The sequence below is a fragment of the Streptomyces sp. NRRL F-6676 genome (genome assembly GCF_000725625.1).
Lineage (GTDB): Bacteria > Actinomycetota > Actinomycetes > Streptomycetales > Streptomycetaceae > Streptomyces.
Map to the genome: position 1 here is coordinate 1 of NZ_JOHS01000131.1, position 452 is coordinate 452.

Below are 452 nucleotides of genomic sequence, written 5' to 3' on the forward strand. Positions count from 1 at the left end.
GACGGCACGTTCCACTTCCCCGAGGGCGCGGCGGTCCCGGAGGGCGCGGTCAAACTCCCCGACGGGAACTTCCAGCTCCCCGAGCACACGGTGGCGCTGCCGGAGGGCACGACGAAGCTGCCGACGGAGGCGGGCGCGCCGGCGCAGTACCTGGACCCGCACGGCAACGTCCTGGACGGCCAGGGCAACGTCGTCCACGCCGCGAGCGACGCCCCCACGGACATCGTCGACAAGCCCGACCTCGGCGAACACGGCCCCGCCTCCGGTGCGGACAATCCGCACACCCCGACCCCGGTCAGGGAACCGGCCCTGGTCGGCGCCGGCACCCACACGGCCGAACAGGCCGGCCACCAGCACATCAAGCTCGGCAGCGGCCTGGACGACAACCTGGGCGACATCGGCCGCGTCGGCGACGACGCCACGCACACGCCAGTGGTCCACGCCGGCGGCGA

Annotated in this window: 1 pseudogene; it reads left to right on the forward strand. The window is 74.1% G+C overall.

The annotated features are described in order from the left end of the window. Positions 1 to 452, forward strand: a pseudogene (locus tag IO29_RS31315) (hypothetical protein); the annotation flags it as partial.